Here is a 17,756-nt window from a genome sequence, read left to right as displayed (position 1 = left end):
CAACAAGTAAGCTCTTGTTAAAAAGCCTAATTCTATTTATGAAAATACTTATTCCTAAAGAAACTTAGCATTCTATAAAAGCATCTAGCCAATTTTATCAAGCGCGCTATAATAAAACCCATCGCTTCAGGGCGGGGTGTAATTCCCCACCGGTGGTAAAGTTAATTTTTATAAATAGATTAACAAGCCCACGAGCTTAAATTGTGTAATTTGAGCAGATTTGGTGAAACTCCAAAGCCGACGGTATAGTCCGGATGAAAGAAGACGACGAACTGGGATAAATCCGTTTTTATTTCAGTGCCAGCCTGTTTTTACATCAGTCCTGAAATGTTCAACCGTATTTTTACGAGAGCGTTTCATTATGTCTAGCTTAATTCAACCAGAACTTTTTTTCTCAGCCCCCTCTCCTGCTGAGCAGCGCATTCAACAAGCATTAGAAGATATCCGTCAAGGCAAACCTGTATTGGTTATGGATGACTTTGACCGTGAAAATGAAGCTGATCTCATTGTTGCAGCCGAAACGTTAACGGTAGAAACAATGGCCCGCATGATTCGTGATGGCTCGGGTATCGTATGTTTATGCCTTACAGAAGAGCTAGCAGATCATCTAGAACTACCACCAATGGTTTCTCAAAACTCAAGCCAGTTTCATACCGCTTTCACAGTAACCATTGAAGCAGCTCAAGGTGTTACTACAGGTGTTTCTGCTAAAGACCGTGTTACTACTATTCAAACTGCAATTAAAGATGGTGCTGTACCAAGCGATCTTAATCGTCCAGGTCACGTTTTTCCATTACGTGCACGTAATGGCGGAGTGCTTACTCGACGTGGCCATACTGAAGGAACAATTGATCTCGCAAGACTAGCCGGTTTAAAACCTGCTGGTGTGTTATGTGAATTGACTAACCCAGATGGCACTATGGCATCAGGCATTCAAGTTTTGGCTTATGCGCAAACTCATCACTTAACTGTGATTACCATTGAAGAACTTGTTCAATACCGCCAACAACATGGTGTTTAAATAAAAAAAGGTTTGGCTTTATAACAAAGCCAAACCTACAAATTAGAATTTAATAATATTTAAGAAACTTTCTTTTGTGCTGCTACTTCTTCAACATAGTCCAAGAGTTCAGAGAATTGATTAATCATTGCTTTTGGCTGTGCTTGAGCAAGCTCCTCTGCTGTTCCATAACCATAAGTCACAGCGACTGCCTCAATACCATTATGACGTGCACCTAAAACATCATATTGACGGTCACCTACCATTAAGCATTCTTCTGGGTTTAATTGCTCATGCTCAAGAATATAATGAATGAGTTCAGCTTTATTGGTGCGCTCACCTGTCAATTCACTGCCATAAATATGTACAAAATATTGGCTTAATTCAAAATGATCTAAAATTCTTTTCGCATAAATCGTTGGTTTAGCAGTGGCAACAAATAAACGATACCCTTCTTTTTTCAATGCATTAAGTGTTTCTGCAACAGATGGGTATACTTCATTTTCAAATAAGCCCGTAACTGAAAAACGCTCACGATAAGCGAGTAGAGCTTGCTCAGCTAAAGCATCATCTTGAGTGGCCAACAATTTTGCGAGTGAAGGTTTTAAGGGTGGGCCAATGGTCCAGTCAATATTTAAATCGGCAGCCAATGGATAGCCTAGTTTTTCCATTGCATAGCGAATTGAAGTATGGATACCAACTTTTGGGTCTGTTAGGGTTCCATCTAAATCAATCAAAATATGTTTTATAGCCATTCAATCACTAACCCAGTAAAGTATTTAATTCAATTGGTCGAGAGTTTAATCAAACTCTCTTATACTAACGTAAATTTAAATTGAAAAGGAAATAACCGTGCGTCCAACCGTACTTTGTTTCTCGGGTTTAGACCCTTCAGGTGGTGCAGGTTTACAAGCTGATATTGAAGCGATTGGACAAAGTGGTGCTCATGCAGCAATTGCATGTACAGCGCTTACCATCCAGAACTCACAACAAGTATTTGGCTTCGAAGCAACCTCAAAAGAACTCTTATTAGCTCAAGCCAATGCCGTTGTTGGTGATTTACCAATTAAATGCGTTAAGTCAGGCATGCTTGGCACTACAGATAATATTGCTGCTCTAGCTGAATTTCTTCGCGCACATCCTGACTATCAATATGTACTTGATCCTGTTTTGGTGGCAAACAGTGGTGGCTCTTTAGGTGATCAAGCAACTCTCGTTAAAGCATTTGTTGAGCTTATTCCCCTAGCTACTATTATTACTCCCAACACGGTCGAATTACGTGCATTAACAGGTACTGATGACTTAGACCAAGCAACCAAAAAACTTTTTGAAATGGGTGCTAAAGCTGTATTAGTTAAAGGTGGGCACGAAGATACACCAGATCATATTAAAAATAGTTTATATATTAATGGTGAGCTTGCAGCGAGTAGTAGCTGCCCCCGTCTTGAAGGCGAATATCATGGATCAGGTTGTTCTTTAGCTAGTTTTATTGCTGGTCGTTTAGCTTTAGGTGATTCTTTAAAAATTGCAGTTCAGCATGCTGAAACATGGTTATTCGGTGTTTTAAAGAATGCTGACACTCCAGTGCCAAATGGGCAAAAAATACCAAAAAGATTCTAAAAAGAAAAAAAGGCGCCAAAAGCGCCTTTTTTATTACTCTCAATTATTGAGGAATACGTAAAACCTGTCCAGGGAAGATCTCATCTGGATCTTTTAGCATTGGCTTATTTGCTTCAAAGATTTTTGGATACTGATTTGCATCACCGTACAACTCTTTCGCAATTTTTGAAAGGTTGTCACCAGATTTCACTGTATAGAACTTACTTTCCGGTTCAGGAGTTGCAACAGTCATCTGGTCATCTACTTGCGCCACATGATCAATGTTTCCAACAATAAGAATAATTTTCTCTTTATCTGCTTGGCTTTTTACCTGCCCTTTAATAATTGCAGTATCTGTAGCACCATTATAGGTTACAGATAAGCCTTCTACCCCTAAGCCTAAACTTTTAATTAAACCTAATAATTTATTTGCAACTTCTTGTGCAGAAGGTTCTGCTGGTGTTGCCGGAGCTGGTTGTGGTTCTGCAGGAGCGGTATTTTTCTTACCAATACCTTTTACAAAATCAAAAAGACCCATCTTTTAGTCCTCATATTATTGTTTATAGTAAAGTCATTAAACTGACCTTTATTGTTATACTTCAAAAAAGTTATGCCTCTGCTATCAATTGAGGTTGATCTTGTAAAAATATGTATCTCTTAAATTTTTTCTCCAATAAAAAAGCCACCTTACGGTGGCCTTCTTTTTATTCAGCAATATGCGAATTAACCAAGTTTTTTAGTTACATAGTCAATTGCAGATTGAACTGTAGTGATTTCGTTAGAATCTTCATCAGGGATAGTGATGTCGAAGTCATTTTCGAAAGACATTACAAGCTCAACTAAATCTAAAGAGTCAGCACCTAAGTCATCCATAAAAGATGCTTCGTTTTTAATCTCTTCAGCTTTAAGACCAAGTTGTTCTGCAACCGCTTGTTTAACGCGTAGTTCGATATCGCTCACAGGAATTCTCCTCATTGCTTGTGGCGTTTGATTTGCCACTAGTTTAATTGAATATAAAAATTTTTAAAAGTTTATACATCAGCCTTAGGCCATGTATAAACCACCATTTACATGTAATACCGTACCGGTAATGTAACCTGCTTTATCACTTGCAAGGAAACTCACCGCATTTGCGATATCTTGTGGCTCACCTAAGCGATTTAAAGCCACTTGATCACTCATTTTTTTGCGAATGTCTTCACTAAGTGCATCTGTCATTTCTGTTGCGATGAAACCTGGTGCCACACTGTTCACAGTGATTTGGCGGCTACCCATCTCTTTTGCAAGACTACGGCTAAATGCTTCAATACCTGCTTTTGCAGCAGAGTAGTTCGCTTGGCCTGGGTTTGCAAAGTGCGCAACAACAGAACTAATATTAATAATGCGGCCAAAGCGCGCTTTTGTCATACCTTTAAGCACACGTTTAGATAAACGATATACAGCTTTAAGGTGAATGTTGAGAATGTCATCCCAATCATCTTCTGACATGCGTAGCAATAGATTGTCTTTCGTGATACCCGCATTATTAACCAAAACAAGCACTGGGCCATAGTTCTGTTCAATATGAGAAACAACTGCTTCAATCTCATCGAGATTACGCACATCGAGAGCTAAACCTGCACCTTGCTCACCAAAGCTTTCACTTAACTTTTGTGCACCAGATTCAGATGTCGCAGTACCTACAACAAAATAACCGTCTTGAATAAGTTGCTGGGCAATTGCAGCGCCAATGCCCCGACTCGCGCCCGTTACTAATGCAACTTTGCGTTCTTGTGTCATGCAATTTTTCCTTCTGCCACTAAAACAGCATTTAGGGCATCTTCCATTTTACTCTTGCTATCAATCGCAAAAGCTTTTTCTATATTTGGTAAACGCTTCGCGAGATTACTCAATACTGTACCAGGGCCACACTCAACAACGTAGTGAATACCTTGGTCTTGTAAGAACTGCATCGTGTCTGTCCATTGTACAGATTGGTACAATTGAGCAGTCAACGCCTGACGCAATTGAGCAACATCGGTAGCTATTCCCGCGTTGACATTTTGTATTACAGGTATGGTAGGCAGCTCAATGGCAGTTTGTTCCAAAGCTTCTGCAAATTTTTCAGCAGCAGGCTTCATCAATGAACAATGCGAAGGAACTGACACAGGTAAAGCAATTGCCTTAGCAGATTGCTCTTTTGCCAAAGCCATTACTTGTTGTACAGATGCTGTACTTCCGGCAATTACGACTTGGCCTTGTGAATTATAGTTTGCAGCTTCTACTGAGCCTTCACCTGACGCACTCACAGTTTGGCAAAGTTCAACCACTTTTTCATCAGCCAAACCAAGGATAGCAGCCATAGCTCCTTCCCCCTGAGGAACAGCGCTTTGCATGAGTTTGCCACGCAAATTCACGAGTTTCACTGCATCTGCCAAGCTCATAGATCCTGCAGCAACCAAAGCGCTGTATTCACCTAAAGAATGCCCTGCAAGGTACTTAGGTGCCAGACCACCTAAATCAAGCCATACACGCCATAAAGCGATACTGGCAGTTAATAACACAGGTTGGGTATTTTCTGTTTGGTTGAGACCTTCACCACTTTGCGCAATATGCCACAGATCAAATCCAAGCGCATCTGAAGCTTCCGCAAAGGTTTGCCCAACCCCACTAAACTGTTCTGCTAGTTCAGCAAGCATACCGACTTTTTGTGAACCTTGACCTGGAAACACAAACGCAGTTTTTGTGGCTAAAGCTACTTGTTCAAGACGTTTAGCAGACATAAGAAATCCTTTTTTGGGTTTTCACTCATTTCTGGAGCGGAAATTTAACATGTTATTTATATTTTTATAATTGCGAAAAACAACAAAAAAAGGGAGCTTTCGCTCCCATTTTTTCTATACTTAAGCATCACGCTTAATGCATATCATACAATTATTCAGCATCAGCTGCTTTAGCGAATAATTGACGACCACGGTAGAAACCGTCTTTAGTCACGTGGTGACGACGATGAGTTTCACCAGTTGCTTGGTCTACTGTTAATGCATTCTCGGTTAAAGCGTCATGTGAACGGCGCATGTCACGGCGAGAGCGACTTTTACGGTTTTGCTGAACGGCCATGATGGCTCCTTACAAAGATCGAAAAAATGGATCAGAACAAATTCAGTTGTCTTATCTCACAATTATATCACAAATTATGAGTTAAGTTTACCCTTCAAACCTGCCAAAACATCAAACGGGTTATCCCGTTTTTCTTCAACAACATTTTGAATGGTAGGTTGATGTTTATTTTCACAAGCATCATGCTTGGGAGATAAAGGCATCAACAATAACAGTTCATCTTCTAGTAATGCGAGCAAGTTAATCGAGGCTGGCGTATCATAATCGCCTTTCGTCGAAGACTCACTTTCACCTAAAACGATGAAATCAGCATCCTCATCCAAGCGCTCTATCAGTGACTCATCATCCACTAATGCAATATGAAAGTCTAAGACAAGAGGTATTTCAACAGGTTCCAAACAACGTTGGCACTCCATTGGAACTATCGTGTCCATATGACCATCCATCCACACAATGCGATGATATGCATCCATTGATAGCTTACAGTCTATGTTGATCAATTGGTTATCAATTGATCCAACAGCTTCACGAGCGATACGAGCAAAGCGAGACAAGGGCAGTTGACCTGACCATGTAAAGCCTTGTTCAGCCCATTTAAACGGCTCAATCTGTGCCGGAAAGGTATTTGCTGACATAATTAAGGCGGCAATTCTACAAATTCATCGGTACTCTGTCAAAGATTAAGATACAATTTTGCACTTCTTTAGACAGAACTCGGGGTAAATTAAGCAATGCACCTGTTGCAGCCGCAACCTGAAGTTAACACTTCATTACTCGTTTGCACCCATTCAACCCATCAGAACACTCTTGTACCTGACATAGTGCAACTCTCACCATGGTCAAGCTCAAAATCGGAGTCTGAGCAAGTTGATTGGCTTATTTTACACTTTAATCACTGGTTTTCCCACCATAATGTGATATTAGTTCGTGGAGATTTTGAACCAGAATATTTCCCTACAACAAATATAGAACCTGCCAAGATTCAATTTGCCCATGGTTTCTTTAATAGTGCCTTGCATGAAATTAGTCATTGGTCTATTGCAGGTGAAAAAAGACGTCTATTACCAGATCTAGGATATTGGTACGCTCCCGATGGCCGTACGCAAGAACAGCAAAGTCTATTTGAACAAGTCGAAATTAAGCCTCAAGCAATTGAATGGTTGTTTGCACAGTCTTTTGGTAGAAAATTTAGAGTCTCGCTTGATAACCTGACAGGTGATGGTGGAGATGGCAAAATATTTAAAGATAATGTCTATGCTCAAGTACAACGTTACTTTTCAGGTGAAGCCAAGTTGCCACGTGATGCAGCAGCATTTATTGGTTTTATTTGCCAATGTACACGTTCAGGCCTAGCATTACAATTAAATGAATTTAAACGTGAACTCCTTGATTAATTGACAAAAAAACCACGTTAATTACTTGCATAGGCTGTTTAAAAAGCCTAATAATTATTTTAACACTGGCGTGATGGAGTCTCTAAAATATGATGCATTTACATGTACATCCTGAAAATCCACAACAACGCCTTATTAGCCAAGCGGTTGAACGCATTCGTGCCGGAGATGTTGTGGTTTATCCTACCGATGCAGCCTACGCAATTGGGTGCCAAATCGGTAATAAAAATGCCATGGAACGTATTGCGCAGATTCGTGGTTTAGGACCTAAACATCAATATGCCATTATGTGCTGTGACTTATCAGATATTGCAACGTATGCAAAAGTTGATAATGCAACATATCGTTTATTGAAAGCGAATACTCCTGCTATAACGACATTCATTTTACCTGCAACAAGTGAAGTTCCTCGTAGGTTAATGCATCCTAAAAAGAAAACGATTGGTTTACGTATTCCAAGTAATCCAATTTGTCAGGCTTTATTAAAAGAGCTTGGCGAACCTCTACTCACTAGTACATTAATTTTACCGGGCCAAGAAGACCCTCTAGATGATCCTTACGATATAGAAAATCAATTAGATAAACGAATCGATGTATTTATTGATGGTGGTTTCGGTACTTTAACAAGCACCAGTATTGTCGACTTATCGGGTGAACATCCTGAAATTATCCGTCGTGGTATTGGCGATGTAAGTGCTTTTGAATAAGCACTTACAATTTTTACCAATAGTTTTAAAAAAAGTATTATCACTCAAAAAAATACTCTTTATTTATTTTGGATTTTTTTTACACTTTAGTCGTTAAGTAATTTATTAAAAGGCACAATTCATTTAGAATGATTTTCACTATCTGCTGTTCTTCTGTTTACAGCTCTCTTTGACTTGAATAACAAGTCTCATGCTTTTGAAAATTCGCGTGGCTTATAATCGTAATGAATCAATCACTTCATCAATCCATGGAAGACGCTCCACACATCCGTGTTTTAGATGAGTGGCATGACAAGATCCCTGAAGATCTCTATATTCCTCCTGCTGCATTTGAGATTTTGCTCGAACAGTTTGAAGGTCCACTAGATTTTTTAATTTATCTGATTCAAAAAAACGGTTTTGATTTAATTCACGTCGATATTGCGCCTATAGCAACTCAATATTTAACTTATATGGATAGTATGAAATCCTTAAATATTGAGCTAACCGCTGATTATATGGTGATGGCTGCTTTATTGGCAGATTTAAAGTCTCGCCTGCTTTTACCAAAGCCAACAATCATCAGCATTGAAAAAGACCCTAAACAAGAACTTATTGACCGACTTGAAACCTATCTACGTATCAAGCAAGCGGCTGAACGTTTGGGTCAAATGCCAATTCTTGAGCGTGATACATTCAGTGCAAATGTGAGCTTAGGCCATATTGCTCCTGTTTATGAAGGCTATGATATTTCAGCATTACATGACGCATTGTTCTGTGTGTTTAACCGACCAGAACCTATTACACATGTTGTAGCTCAAGAGCCTGTCTTACTAGAAGAACGCATTGCATATATTGAAGAGAAATTAGAGTCTGGTGACGTGTTAAGTTTTAAAGAATTACTCAATCCTCTGCAAGGTCGCATGGGAATGGTTGTGACATTTATGGCTGTTTTAGAGTTAACCCGACAACAGCGAATTAAAATTATTGCCTCAGGTATTGAAGCTCCGTTAGCAATTCAAGGATCTTCAATATGAGCTTTGAACAAACTAATACGGATTTGTCATTAGCTGACATTCACCACGAAGTCTTATTACAACTTGAAGCTATTATTTTTGCCAGTGAAGCGCCCGTTTCAATTGCCCGTTTAAAAGAAGCATTTAATAATCAATATAATAAACAACAGCTTCGTCAACTTTTACAACAGCTCGCGCTATTACAACACGGCCGATCTATTGAGTTGATTGAAACAGCGCAAGGGTTTCGCTTTCAGGTAAGATCTAAATATCGTAGTATTATTGCTCAAATTTGGCCAGAGCGACCAACAAAACTGTCGCCTTCATTACTAGAAACCCTGGCTGTCATTGCTTATCATCAACCGGTTACCCGCGCTGATATTGAACAAATTCGTGGTGTGTCTAATAATAGTCAGATTCTTAGAACACTATTTGACTGGAACTGGATTAAAGAAGCCGGTTTTAGAGATTTACCCGGAAGACCCGCGTTGCTAATTACAACGCCTCAGTTTCTGAATGCTTTTGGTCTAGCATCGCTAGGCCAATTGCCTCCCCTACAGAACGCCAAGGAAGCCTTTATGGCTCTCGATGCAAATGCACCGAAATCATAAAGAGGTGGACTGTTGATCATTATGTCTAAGGTTGTGCTGTCATGAGTGAAAAATTGCAAAAAGTATTAGCGCGAATCGGATTAGGTTCCCGCCGATATATGGAAGAGGTTATTGCCGCAGGACGCGTGAGTGTAAACGGTCGTGTTGCCCAAGTGGGTGAGCGCATTGAACCAGGCGATGAATTACGCATTGATGGCCGTAAAGTTCAGTTTCAAATTGAAGACGAAATTCGTCGCCGTGTATTGATTTACTATAAGCCAGAAGGCGAAATCTGTTCACGTAATGATCCTGAAAAACGCCCGACCGTATTTGATCATTTGCCACAAATTGCGAATGACCGCTGGGTAATGGTAGGTCGTCTAGATATTAACAGTACTGGTTTATTATTGTTTACAAATGATGGTGAGCTTGCTAACCGCTTAATGCACCCATCAAATGAAGTTGAACGTGAATATGCTGTTCGAGTGATGGGTGAAGTAACACCTAAAATACGCCAAAACATGGTCAATGGCGTAGAACTTGAAGATGGTCCTGCTAAATTTGAATCTTTCTCGGAAATTGGCGGTGAAGGTATTAACCGCTGGTACCAAGTTGTGGTGAAAGAAGGCCGTAACCGTGAGGTTCGTCGTATTTTTGAATCACAAGAACTTAAAGTAAGCCGCTTATTGCGTACGCGCTACGGTACAGTTATTTTACCACGCGAACTACGTACTGGCCGCTGGATGGAACTCGATAAAACTGACATCGATAATCTAGCAAAATCTGTTGAGTTAAAACCACGTCAAGGTACAGGTTTATTTGGTATGGCAAAACGTCGTACTGACCGTATGACTGAAAAGCCAATGGCTGCTCGTCGTGGCGGTTACTTACGCCAACAACGTCGTGATGAAGAAAAAGAAGCTCCGGCTAACACGGGTAACCAACGTAAATCGACTGGTTTTAACCGTGGTTCAAAGAAATTCTAATATTTAATGATATAAAAACCGCTCAAATCAGAGCGGTTTTTTTTATAGCTTTTTAACTTAATTCATTTTTTCCAGCTCAATCCATTCAGCTTCAGGGAAATGAACTGCTAAATAATCTTTCAGATAATTTGAAGTATCTTGAGAAATTAATGGATCTTTTGATTCATCTTTTAAGTTATAAACCAAAGCTTTTAATTTAAGTCCACGAGACTTAAGTGCTTCAAGACTCAGTAAAGTATGGTTAATACTTCCTAAACGACCTGATGTTACCAAAATAACTGGGAACTGGTGCTGAGCAATATAATCAATGCTAAGCAGACTGGTAGTTAGTGGCACCATTAAGCCGCCCGCACCTTCTAACAATACAATTTCAAAACGCTCTGCCAATGTTTGCGTCGCATTTTCAATTTTTTGAAAATCAATTTCTCGGTTATCTAGGCGTGTTGCAAGATGAGGCGAAGCAGGATAGCTAAAAATTTCAGGCATGGTTAGCTTGTCATGATCTTCTTGAAACCAGCCCTGCCCCATAATTTCACGATGCTTCTCGATATCTTCAGAAATATCAGCATTACCCGTCTGAATGAGTTTTTGGGTAATCACTTTTTTACCCTGCTCAGTCCACAATTTTGCTAAAAAGCCTGTAGCGTAGGTTTTACCAATGTCGGTATCAATCCCACTCACAAAATAGACCTGACCACTCATTTACTTCATTCTCCGGGCAATACAATAAATCGGATGATATGTTAGGGAATATCCCTCAGCGTACTTAAACCGATCATAATCTTGATAAAATTGTTGTAACGTTTGCTTAGTCCAACGATGTTGAGCAGTTGCCGTTACACCTGTTGCTTTTAAATGCTGCAACACGGCTTTAGGCGAATCAAAATAGAGTTGGGTTTCTGACTCTGACAAATGCAAAATCTCAAAACCAGCCTGAGTTAAGGCTCTATTCCAATTTTCAACTGACCAATAACTTAAACCTTGTCCTGTTAGCTCTTTAATTTCCATTAAATTCTGATAGCCGAATGTTGAAAAGCATAACCAGCCTTGATCAACCAAAGCCCCATTACTATGCTTAAGCAAAAGCGGCAAATCTTGCATCCACTGTAAAGCTGAACCTGAAACAATCATATCGAGCTGCTGGGGAAACTCTAAAGTTTCAATGTCCCCAATTAACCATTTCAAATTTTCTTGATGATTGAAGTGCTGCTGCACATCTGCATACAGGTCATTTAAAATTAACTCTTCAATCTGAAAAGATGCGGTAATAAGATGCGTTAAATTGCCAGAACCACAACCGATTTCAAAGACACGTAACATCTTACTCGGGCAAAACTGCTGGAGTAAACTCGTTAAATTTTGGCAAATTTGTTTTTGAACAATTGCATGCTCTGAATAGCTTTGCCCTGCTTTGGCAAAACGCTGGGCAACCAAGTTTTTATTCAAACTCACAGAAAACTCACCAATTCTTCAAGCTCATGTTGCTGTACCATTGACGTTAAAGAAATACGCAAACGGGAACTGTTTTTAGGGACTGTAGGTGGACGTACAGGCATCGCATAAAAACCACTTTCCTGAACGTGTTTCGCTTTATCAATCGCAGCCTGACTCTCTCCAACAATGACAGGAATAATATGGCTGGTCGATGGGCTTACATAACCCTTTTGCACAACAGCTTGTTGAAGATATTGGCTAATATTTTTTAAATGTTCACGCTGAGGTTGAGCAAGTAATACTTTTTGAAAAATAAAGTTTGCCCATGCCATCACAATCGGGGGCTGTGCAGTACTAAAAATAAGTGGGCGCATTTTATTAATGAGATAATCTTTAATAATTGGATCACAAATAATGTAACCACCAACTGCTGCTAATGCTTTACCTAATGTGCCAACTAAAAAATCAATTTCTTGAATGACATTATATTGTTCAGCACACCCCAAACCTTGCTGACCTCGCACACCAATTGAATGTGCTTCATCAACATACAGCATGGTTTTAGCAAAATGTTTTTTGAGCTGGACTAATGCAGCTAAATCCGTTTCATCACCATCCATACTAAAAATGCTTTCTGTGACCACAATGATACGTTCAATCTTTTCATCATCATGATATTTTTGGAGAAGTTGTTCCAAATGCTGTAAATCGTTATGTCTATAACGCACATACTGCGCACCAGATAAACGGATCCCGTCAATCATGCTCGCATGGACTAACTTATCTGCCAAAATTAAAGTTTTGCTATCAGCAACAGCAGGCAAAATACCAATATTCATGTGATAGCCACTATTAAATAGCAGAGCCGACCGACCACCAAATGCTTGGCTTAGGCTATTTTCTAATTGTTCATATTCTTCAAAATTGCCCGTTAATAAACGTGAAGATGACGAACTAAAATAGCTTCTTTCTAGTGGATAGTTATCTAGAAATTCTTGGCGAAGATTGATATCAGCCGCCAACCCAAGATAATCATTTGAAGCCAAGTTAAGCATCGTTTTATTTTGAATCGTAATAAAACGGTCATGCTGCACATTTTGAGTAAAGTGTCTGAAGTTACCTTGTTGTTTTAACTCATCTAACTCGGCAGCAAAATGATTGAGCAAGGACATCTTAATGCGCTCCCTGCATCGTTTGCACAACCTCAACCAATTGTTCTAGCAAATCACTTAGCTCTTGTTGAGTGATGACATACGGTGGCATCACATAAACCAATTTTCCAAAAGGACGAATCCAGATTCCGCGGTCTACAAATTGTTGCTGTAAAGTTTTCATATCAACATTAAAGGTGAGTTCTACTACCCCAATTGCACCCAGCACTCGCACATCAGCAACATAATCAAGCTGACTTAAAGGCCTTAAATATTGGCTAAGCTGTTGCTCAATTCGCTCAATATTGGCTTGCCAATCTTGTTCAATTAACAATTGCGTACTTTTTAAAGCAACGGCACAGGCAAGTGGATTGGCCATAAAAGTTGGGCCATGCATAAATACCCCAGCCTCACCGCGACTAATGGTTTCTGCAACATGCTTTGTGGTTAAGGTAGCAGATAAGGTCATATAGCCGCCTGTTAAGCCTTTACCTATACACATAATGTCTGGTTCAACTTGGGCATGCTCCCACGCAAAGAGCTTACCAGTACGGCCAAAACCCGTGGCAATTTCATCGAAAATTAAAAGCAGGTTATATTTTTCACAAAGCACTTTAGCCTGACGTAAATATTCAGGATGATAAAAACGCATGCCCCCTGCACCTTGTACAATTGGCTCAATAATCAGTGCAGCAAGATTTTCATGATTTTGCTGAATAGCCTGTTCTAGTTCGGCAATATCTTGAGGATTCCAATCTTCATGAAATTTGGTCTGTGGTGCTGCTACAAAAAGACGGTTTGGTAAGCTGGTACCAAAAATCTGATGCATGCCTGTTACTGGATCACAGACAGACATCGCATTCCATGTATCACCGTGATAACCAGAACGTGTAGTAATAAAATTTGTTTTTTGAGGTTGGCCTTGTGCTGCCCAGAATTGCACAGCCATTTTCAAAGCAACTTCAACGGCAACCGACCCCGAATCTGCATAAAAAATTTTGTCGAGGCTTGGTGGTGTAATTTTTAAAAGAATTTTACCCAACTCAATGGCAGGGTCATGGGTTAACCCACCAAACATAATATGTGACATATTTTGTAATTGATCTGTCACTGCCTGATTGAGTTCAGGGTGGTTATAGCCGTGAATTGCACACCACCAAGATGACATACCATCAATTAAAGTCTTACCATCGTCGAGTTCAATCGTTGCCCCATAGGCACGTTTAACTTTAAAGGTTGGTAACGGTTGGGTCATTGAAGTATAAGGATGCCAAATATGTTCTAAATCAAAATTATCGGTCATCCTATTTACCCTTTTACAGCAATTAAATCTCTCATTTAGCACATGTTAAACCTGTTAAGAATGAAAGAAAATTGCGAGATCAATCAAAGCTTATTAACTTTGCTGATGAATTGTTAAAAATTGGCAGATTTCTTCAATTGTTCGGTCTACTTCAAGGTATGGAAAAGCATGAGTAGCGCCTTTTAGCACTTTATAATTCATGGTTTCTGTCATGATCTCCTCAAATTTTTCGATAATTTTGCAAGGAATTATATTATCTTGCTCAGCAAAGAGGTGAAGTTGTCGGCCAGAATAGTTTTTTAAGTTATTTACCAAGTTTAGTTGTTCAAGCATTTGCAAACCTTCTATTAAAAGTTCATTTGACGGCGGATTTGCTATATTTTGTATACTCATCCAATCTTGTTTAGCTTGGGTTGAGCCAAGTGTAATCAAATAATAAAAACGCTTTAACGTGGCTTGCGAGTTCTGTAAAAAAGAAGATTTAAATTGAGTGAATACATCTGTAGGCATTGCAGGTTGCCAATTGTGATTGGCAACGAAACAAGGGTTTGAAGCGAGCGTAATTAAAGTTTTTGTTTGCCCTGTTTGCTTGTAAAAAATATCAACCAGTTGAGTGGCTAACTGTCCACCTAAAGACCAGCCTATTACCACATCAACTTCATCCACTAAATCAAGCTGCGCTTGAAAGTTACACTCTAAAACATTAAAAATATTAATAAGTTGAGTTTCAAAACCCTCTTTTTCCAAATGCAATTTTAGAGATTGCAAAGGTTCCACGCCTACTCCCCAACCCGTAATTAATAAAATTTTATTTTGTAACTTCATATGCCTATCCAAAGCCGATTTTATAAAGATTATATAATAATATTGATTTAAAATATCCTTTAAAATCAATATTAAAAACAATTTACAAGTCACAAAATCAAGTATTTATATTACATTAATATTCTGAAATATATTGACAAATAAGACCTGCATTATTCATATTAAATATACAAAACTTTAATTAACTAAACATTGAAGCCAATCAAAAAACAACATACTCCACACTTCGCCTATAAATCCATTATGCAATGTAATTAATGTTAATACTTATGTTTTTTTATTAAAAGAAATGACTCATCAATTCATTTTAATGTTAGAAGAATAATTATTGATCAAAAAATATTGGGAAGGCTAATATGAACAGTCAAAATACAATATCTGATGGGAGAGAAAAAGATACATATTTTGTTACACCCAATCATATTATAAGCAGTTTATCTATAGTTAAAAATTATTGTTTATTTTTGGATATTGATGGGACATTAGCACCCTTTCAAATTAATCCTGAGCATAGTTTTATTCCAAACACCACACTTGAAATTATAAAAAAAATTATTCAATTAAATATACCTGTTATTGCTGTAACAGGTCGTGATGTCAATACAGCTAGTAAACTCTTATATCCTATTGAAGTTCCAATTGCGGGCTTGCATGGTTTAGATATTTGTCTTGATTCAGATCATTATATTCGGCCAGATTTAAGTCAGATTAATTTTAAACAATTAAAACAAGATATTCAAAAATCTTGTGAAAAATATCCCGATTTATTAATTGAGGACAAAGGTTATTCTATTGCTTTACATTATCGTAAAAAACCAGATTTAGAAAATCACGCTATTAATATTATGCAACAGATTAGCTCTGATTATCCTCAATTAAAATTAAATAAGGGGAAATTTGTTATTGAATTAATACCTCATCAAGCTGATAAAGGTAAAGCCATTAAAACCATATTAAATCATCTTAATTTACCTTCTGTTTTACCTATTTTTATAGGCGATGATTTAACAGATGAATCTGGTTTTGTATTTATTAATCAACAATCTGGTCTCACGATTAAAGTGGGTTGTGGTGAAACACAAGCTGAATATAGATTAAAAGATATTGATAGTGTCGCGAATTTTCTTTTTTTATTTCAAAACAGAATAAAAAGCTTATATGTCAAAAATAGCCAAAATCAGAATGGAGAAAAAATATGTCTAAATTAATCGTATTATCGAACCGGATAAGTATGCCCTCAGGTAAAGCTTCAGCTGGTGGCCTCGCCGTGGCTGTACAAGATGCTTTGAATGATAGTAATGGCATTTGGTTAGGCTGGAATGGTCAGCAAATTACCGATAGCGAAGCGCCAGAGTTTGAACAAACCTCTTCTCAAGGGATTGATTACATTACCTGCCCTCTTACTCATCAACAATATGCGCAATATTACTGTGGTTTTGCAAATAAGGTTCTCTGGCCAGCAATGCATAGTCGCGAAGATCTAATTGAATATGATGCGCAAGAATATAGCACCTACCAAAAGGTCAACCGTTTGTTTGCTGAAAAGTTAAAACAGCTTGCTCAACCTGAAGATCTTATTTGGATACACGATTATCACTTTTTTAGTGTAGCGCGTTACTGCCGTGAATTAGGCATGCAAAATAAAATTGGTTTCTTTTTACATATACCATTTGCTAGCCTAAATATCTGGCACAAAATTCCAGTAGCTCGAGACTTAATTCAAGACTTGAGTCAATATGATGTTATTGGCTTACAAACTCAGATCGATCAAAATGCATGTATGCAAACTTGTCTAAATTTACTCGAAGCTCAGAAAATTCAAAGCAATAGTATTAGCTATAAAAAACGTCAAATATTAATTAAGTCATACCCAATTGGTGTTCAGCCCGAAATTATACAAAAGCAAGCACAACAAGATTTGGCGACCTCTTCCGTGTTTAATTTTGAAGAAATTCCACGCCAAAAAACGATTATTGGGGTTGATCGTATTGATTATTCGAAAGGTTTAATGGAAAGATTTAATGCATTTGCAACCTTTTTGGAAACCAGTCCTGAATACCATGGTCTAGTTCGTCATCTTCAAGTTGCAATACCTTCTCGTATCGATATTCCAGCTTATCAACGTTTATACCAACGTTTTAAAACCAAGCTTGAGTTAATTAACGAAGAGTTTGCACATGAAGACTGGAGACCTGTGGATTGTTGCTATGACACGGTTCAACACCATAATCTCATGCACATTTATCGCCATTCGGATATTTGCTGGATCAGTTCACTACGTGATGGTATGAACCTAGTTGCTAAAGAATATATTGCAGCTCAAGATCCGGAAAACCCAGGAGTACTCATTTTATCTAAATATGCTGGAGCTGCTGAGCAGATGTCTCAAGCCTTGATTGTTGATCCGCAAGATAGAGCGGCAATGATGGATACTTTAAAAATGGCTTTAGAGATGTCTAAAACTGAGCGTATTAATCGTTACCAGAAATTGATAGAAGGATTAACATCATCTGACCTTACCCATTGGCGAAATAACTTCTTGGATGATTTAGAAAAGACTCCAACTTTACTAATGAAGCCTCAGCGATTATTACAAGATAGTTATCAATCGATCTATCAGGTTTTATAAGTCTAAATAAAAGAACATCGAGAAATTAAATTTCTCGATGTTCT

21 protein-coding genes and 1 riboswitch are annotated in these 17,756 nt (G+C 38.4%); of the genes, 9 read left to right on the top strand and 12 right to left on the bottom strand.

Annotated elements, in window-relative coordinates:
* The first annotated feature begins 119 nt into the window (after positions 1-119).
* Positions 120-270, top strand: a riboswitch (FMN riboswitch).
* A 91-nt stretch (positions 271-361) separates the two neighbouring features.
* On the top strand, positions 362-1,021 hold the full coding sequence (gene ribB, locus ACS125_RS08075) for a 3,4-dihydroxy-2-butanone-4-phosphate synthase (RefSeq protein ID WP_443271432.1): 660 nt from the start codon (positions 362-364) through the stop codon (positions 1,019-1,021).
* A gap of 59 nt (positions 1,022-1,080) precedes the next feature.
* Here ribB and ACS125_RS08070 read toward each other — a convergent pair whose 3' ends face one another.
* Entirely contained in the window at positions 1,081-1,755 is a 675-nt protein-coding gene (locus ACS125_RS08070; protein WP_443271430.1) for an HAD-IA family hydrolase, read from the bottom strand.
* Positions 1,756-1,852: 97 nt separating this feature from the next.
* Between ACS125_RS08070 and ACS125_RS08065 the strand changes: the two genes are divergently transcribed.
* Positions 1,853-2,620: a hydroxymethylpyrimidine/phosphomethylpyrimidine kinase gene (locus tag ACS125_RS08065; RefSeq protein WP_049838163.1), complete on the top strand. Its 768-nt coding sequence runs from the start codon at positions 1,853-1,855 to the stop codon at positions 2,618-2,620.
* 43 nt (positions 2,621-2,663) lie between these two features.
* Here the strand turns inward: ACS125_RS08065 and lysM are convergent, their stop codons facing one another.
* The 6 genes from lysM to ACS125_RS08035 form a co-directional block, all read right to left on the bottom strand.
* Complete coding sequence (lysM, locus tag ACS125_RS08060; RefSeq protein WP_004794210.1) at positions 2,664-3,137, bottom strand: peptidoglycan-binding protein LysM; 474 nt, start codon at positions 3,135-3,137, stop codon at positions 2,664-2,666.
* A gap of 185 nt (positions 3,138-3,322) precedes the next feature.
* On the bottom strand, positions 3,323-3,559 hold the full coding sequence (gene acpP, locus ACS125_RS08055) for an acyl carrier protein (RefSeq protein ID WP_004641570.1): 237 nt from the start codon (positions 3,557-3,559) through the stop codon (positions 3,323-3,325).
* Positions 3,560-3,643: 84 nt separating this feature from the next.
* Positions 3,644-4,378 (bottom strand): 3-oxoacyl-ACP reductase FabG, encoded by a 735-nt coding sequence (fabG, locus tag ACS125_RS08050; protein ID WP_004794212.1) that lies wholly within the window; start codon positions 4,376-4,378, stop codon positions 3,644-3,646.
* Complete coding sequence (fabD, locus tag ACS125_RS08045; protein WP_004794214.1) at positions 4,375-5,361, bottom strand: ACP S-malonyltransferase; 987 nt, start codon at positions 5,359-5,361, stop codon at positions 4,375-4,377. Before fabD ends, fabG begins: the two co-directional genes overlap by 4 nt.
* 151 nt (positions 5,362-5,512) lie before the next feature.
* Positions 5,513-5,698: a 50S ribosomal protein L32 gene (gene rpmF / locus ACS125_RS08040; protein ID WP_000290730.1), complete on the bottom strand. Its 186-nt coding sequence runs from the start codon at positions 5,696-5,698 to the stop codon at positions 5,513-5,515.
* Between the two features lie 74 nt (positions 5,699-5,772).
* Entirely contained in the window at positions 5,773-6,333 is a 561-nt protein-coding gene (locus ACS125_RS08035) for a YceD family protein (RefSeq protein ID WP_443271425.1), read from the bottom strand.
* 96 nt (positions 6,334-6,429) lie between these two features.
* Between ACS125_RS08035 and ACS125_RS08030 the strand changes: the two genes are divergently transcribed.
* The 5 genes from ACS125_RS08030 to rluB all read left to right on the top strand — a co-directional run bounded on the left by ACS125_RS08030 (position 6,430) and on the right by rluB (position 10,370).
* Positions 6,430-7,092, top strand: coding sequence for an elongation factor P hydroxylase (locus ACS125_RS08030; protein ID WP_174759345.1), 663 nt, complete (start codon positions 6,430-6,432; stop codon positions 7,090-7,092).
* An 89-nt stretch (positions 7,093-7,181) separates the two neighbouring features.
* Complete coding sequence (locus tag ACS125_RS08025) at positions 7,182-7,799, top strand: L-threonylcarbamoyladenylate synthase (protein ID WP_003653356.1); 618 nt, start codon at positions 7,182-7,184, stop codon at positions 7,797-7,799.
* A gap of 224 nt (positions 7,800-8,023) precedes the next feature.
* Entirely contained in the window at positions 8,024-8,815 is a 792-nt protein-coding gene (locus tag ACS125_RS08020) for a segregation and condensation protein A (protein ID WP_034590956.1), read from the top strand.
* Positions 8,812-9,405 (top strand): SMC-Scp complex subunit ScpB, encoded by a 594-nt coding sequence (gene scpB / locus ACS125_RS08015; RefSeq protein WP_151827226.1) that lies wholly within the window; start codon positions 8,812-8,814, stop codon positions 9,403-9,405. The genes ACS125_RS08020 and scpB overlap by 4 nt, the downstream gene beginning before the upstream one ends.
* 41 nt (positions 9,406-9,446) lie before the next feature.
* The gene (rluB, locus tag ACS125_RS08010; RefSeq protein ID WP_004794225.1) at positions 9,447-10,370 is read left to right on the top strand and encodes a 23S rRNA pseudouridine(2605) synthase RluB; all 924 of its coding nucleotides are present in this window, start codon (positions 9,447-9,449) and stop codon (positions 10,368-10,370) included.
* A 57-nt stretch (positions 10,371-10,427) separates the two neighbouring features.
* Here rluB and bioD read toward each other — a convergent pair whose 3' ends face one another.
* The 5 genes from bioD to ACS125_RS07985 all read right to left on the bottom strand — a co-directional run bounded on the left by bioD (position 10,428) and on the right by ACS125_RS07985 (position 15,083).
* The gene (gene bioD / locus ACS125_RS08005) at positions 10,428-11,072 is read right to left on the bottom strand and encodes a dethiobiotin synthase (RefSeq protein ID WP_174741536.1); all 645 of its coding nucleotides are present in this window, start codon (positions 11,070-11,072) and stop codon (positions 10,428-10,430) included.
* Positions 11,073-11,822 (bottom strand): malonyl-ACP O-methyltransferase BioC, encoded by a 750-nt coding sequence (gene bioC / locus ACS125_RS08000; protein ID WP_174759999.1) that lies wholly within the window; start codon positions 11,820-11,822, stop codon positions 11,073-11,075.
* Entirely contained in the window at positions 11,819-12,976 is a 1,158-nt protein-coding gene (locus tag ACS125_RS07995; RefSeq protein WP_174765999.1) for an 8-amino-7-oxononanoate synthase, read from the bottom strand. The genes bioC and ACS125_RS07995 overlap by 4 nt, the downstream gene beginning before the upstream one ends.
* Before the next feature lies 1 nt (position 12,977).
* On the bottom strand, positions 12,978-14,258 hold the full coding sequence (bioA, locus tag ACS125_RS07990; RefSeq protein WP_174759669.1) for an adenosylmethionine--8-amino-7-oxononanoate transaminase: 1,281 nt from the start codon (positions 14,256-14,258) through the stop codon (positions 12,978-12,980).
* 93 nt (positions 14,259-14,351) lie between these two features.
* A complete protein-coding gene (locus ACS125_RS07985) occupies positions 14,352-15,083 on the bottom strand; it encodes a hydrolase (RefSeq protein WP_174759671.1) in 732 nt (243 codons plus the stop codon).
* Positions 15,084-15,439: 356 nt separating this feature from the next.
* Between ACS125_RS07985 and otsB the strand changes: the two genes are divergently transcribed.
* Complete coding sequence (gene otsB, locus ACS125_RS07980) at positions 15,440-16,291, top strand: trehalose-phosphatase (RefSeq protein WP_443271419.1); 852 nt, start codon at positions 15,440-15,442, stop codon at positions 16,289-16,291.
* Entirely contained in the window at positions 16,279-17,712 is a 1,434-nt protein-coding gene (locus ACS125_RS07975; protein WP_443271417.1) for an alpha,alpha-trehalose-phosphate synthase (UDP-forming), read from the top strand. Before otsB ends, ACS125_RS07975 begins: the two co-directional genes overlap by 13 nt.
* Positions 17,713-17,756 lie beyond the last annotated feature (44 nt).

Origin of the sequence: Acinetobacter sp. PFS20 (genome assembly GCF_052261015.1) — a bacterium.
Classification (GTDB): Bacteria; Pseudomonadota; Gammaproteobacteria; order Pseudomonadales; family Moraxellaceae; genus Acinetobacter.
The sequence above is the reverse complement of the archived record's forward strand: the minus strand, read 5'-3'. Positions and strand labels throughout refer to the sequence as shown.

Excerpts from the sequence above, each read along its gene's own strand:
- ribB (WP_443271432.1), top strand. The coding sequence starts at position 362 with ATGTCTAGCTTAATTCAACCAGAACTTTTTTTCTCAGCCCCCTCTCCT.
- ACS125_RS08070 (WP_443271430.1), bottom strand. The coding sequence starts at position 1,755 with ATGGCTATAAAACATATTTTGATTGATTTAGATGGAACCCTAACAGAC.
- lysM (WP_004794210.1), bottom strand. The coding sequence starts at position 3,137 with ATGGGTCTTTTTGATTTTGTAAAAGGTATTGGTAAGAAAAATACCGCT.
- fabG (WP_004794212.1), bottom strand. The coding sequence starts at position 4,378 with ATGACACAAGAACGCAAAGTTGCATTAGTAACGGGCGCGAGTCGGGGC.
- fabD (WP_004794214.1), bottom strand. The coding sequence starts at position 5,361 with ATGTCTGCTAAACGTCTTGAACAAGTAGCTTTAGCCACAAAAACTGCG.
- rpmF (WP_000290730.1), bottom strand. The coding sequence starts at position 5,698 with ATGGCCGTTCAGCAAAACCGTAAAAGTCGCTCTCGCCGTGACATGCGC.
- ACS125_RS08035 (WP_443271425.1), bottom strand. The coding sequence starts at position 6,333 with ATGTCAGCAAATACCTTTCCGGCACAGATTGAGCCGTTTAAATGGGCT.
- ACS125_RS08030 (WP_174759345.1), top strand. The coding sequence starts at position 6,430 with ATGCACCTGTTGCAGCCGCAACCTGAAGTTAACACTTCATTACTCGTT.
- ACS125_RS08025 (WP_003653356.1), top strand. The coding sequence starts at position 7,182 with ATGATGCATTTACATGTACATCCTGAAAATCCACAACAACGCCTTATT.
- ACS125_RS08020 (WP_034590956.1), top strand. The coding sequence starts at position 8,024 with ATGAATCAATCACTTCATCAATCCATGGAAGACGCTCCACACATCCGT.
- scpB (WP_151827226.1), top strand. The coding sequence starts at position 8,812 with ATGAGCTTTGAACAAACTAATACGGATTTGTCATTAGCTGACATTCAC.
- rluB (WP_004794225.1), top strand. The coding sequence starts at position 9,447 with ATGAGTGAAAAATTGCAAAAAGTATTAGCGCGAATCGGATTAGGTTCC.
- bioD (WP_174741536.1), bottom strand. The coding sequence starts at position 11,072 with ATGAGTGGTCAGGTCTATTTTGTGAGTGGGATTGATACCGACATTGGT.
- ACS125_RS07995 (WP_174765999.1), bottom strand. The coding sequence starts at position 12,976 with ATGTCCTTGCTCAATCATTTTGCTGCCGAGTTAGATGAGTTAAAACAA.
- bioA (WP_174759669.1), bottom strand. The coding sequence starts at position 14,258 with ATGACCGATAATTTTGATTTAGAACATATTTGGCATCCTTATACTTCA.
- ACS125_RS07985 (WP_174759671.1), bottom strand. The coding sequence starts at position 15,083 with ATGAAGTTACAAAATAAAATTTTATTAATTACGGGTTGGGGAGTAGGC.
- otsB (WP_443271419.1), top strand. The coding sequence starts at position 15,440 with ATGAACAGTCAAAATACAATATCTGATGGGAGAGAAAAAGATACATAT.
- ACS125_RS07975 (WP_443271417.1), top strand. The coding sequence starts at position 16,279 with ATGTCTAAATTAATCGTATTATCGAACCGGATAAGTATGCCCTCAGGT.